The sequence below is a fragment of the Streptomyces sp. NPDC050546 genome, from assembly GCF_044457425.1.
Classification (GTDB): Bacteria; Actinomycetota; Actinomycetes; order Streptomycetales; family Streptomycetaceae; genus Streptomyces.
This window is the reverse complement of record NZ_JBITGX010000041.1, coordinates 1-1,052: the sequence shown is the minus strand read 5'-3', so window position 1 is coordinate 1,052 and position 1,052 is coordinate 1. Positions and strand designations below refer to the sequence as shown.

General features: G+C 69.3%; 1 protein-coding gene. It reads left to right on the top strand.

Going from position 1 to position 1,052, the window contains the following annotated elements:
* Nucleotides 1-100: 100 nt before the first annotated feature.
* Nucleotides 101-1,052: IS481 family transposase (locus ACIBK5_RS43605; protein ID WP_399029087.1), on the top strand; the 952-nt coding region annotated here is incomplete at its 3' end.

Genomic DNA, 1,052 nt, shown 5'->3' with positions numbered 1-1,052 from the left:
TGTATTGATCACGAGCGTTGTTAACGCTGGCCGGGCTTGATCATGGCGAAGACCTCCGGTGTGGTGGAGCTGTCTAGGACTGCACCGCACGGAGGTCTTCGTGTCCCACCGTAATGCCCGTCTGACCGTTCACGGCAGGCGGCTGCTCGTCGAGCGTGTCCGTTCCGGCCGTCCGGTCGCGCATGTCGCGGCCGAGATGGGCATCTCACGGCCCACGGCCCACAAGTGGCTGCGGCGCTGGCGGGCAGAGGGCGAGCCCGGCCTGCACGACCGTCCAAGTCGTCCCCACACGACGCCGCACCGGACTCCGGCAGCGGTGGAGGACCGGGTCTGCCTCCTGCGGCGGGAGCGCAAGCTCGGCCCGGCCCGCATCGGGCCGATCCTGGGCCTGCCCGCATCGACCGTCCACCGCGTCCTTGCCCGGCACGGCATGAGCCGCCTGTCCTTCCTGGACCGGCCCACCGGCCAGGTCATCCGCCGCTACGAACGCGACCGCCCCGGCGAGCTCATCCACGTCGACGTCAAGAAACTCGGCCGGATCCCCGACGGCGGCGGGCACAAGGTCCTGGGCCGCCAGGCCGGCAGGGCAACCCGCAGCGGCATGGGCTTCGACTACATCCACTCCGCGGTCGACGACCACTCCCGCCTCGCCTACAGCGAGGTCCACCCGGACGAGAAGGCCGCCACCTGCGCAGACTTCCTGCGCCGGGCCGCAGCCTTCTTCACCACCGCGGGCATCGACCGCATCGAACGGGTCCTGACCGACAACGCCTGGCCCTACCGCAAGAGCTTCGCCTGGCGGCAAGCCCTGACTGACCTCGGCGCGACCGGCAAACTCACCCGCGCCTACCGGCCGCAGACCAACGGCAAGGTCGAACGCTTCAACCGCACCCTGCTGGATGAATGGGCCTACCGACGGCCCTACACCAGCAACACCGAACGCACCGCAGCCCTGGCAGACTTCCTCCACGCCTACAACCACCACCGCTGCCACACCGCACTCGCAGGTCAGCCACCCATCAGCCGTGTGAACAACCCCGCGGGTCAATACA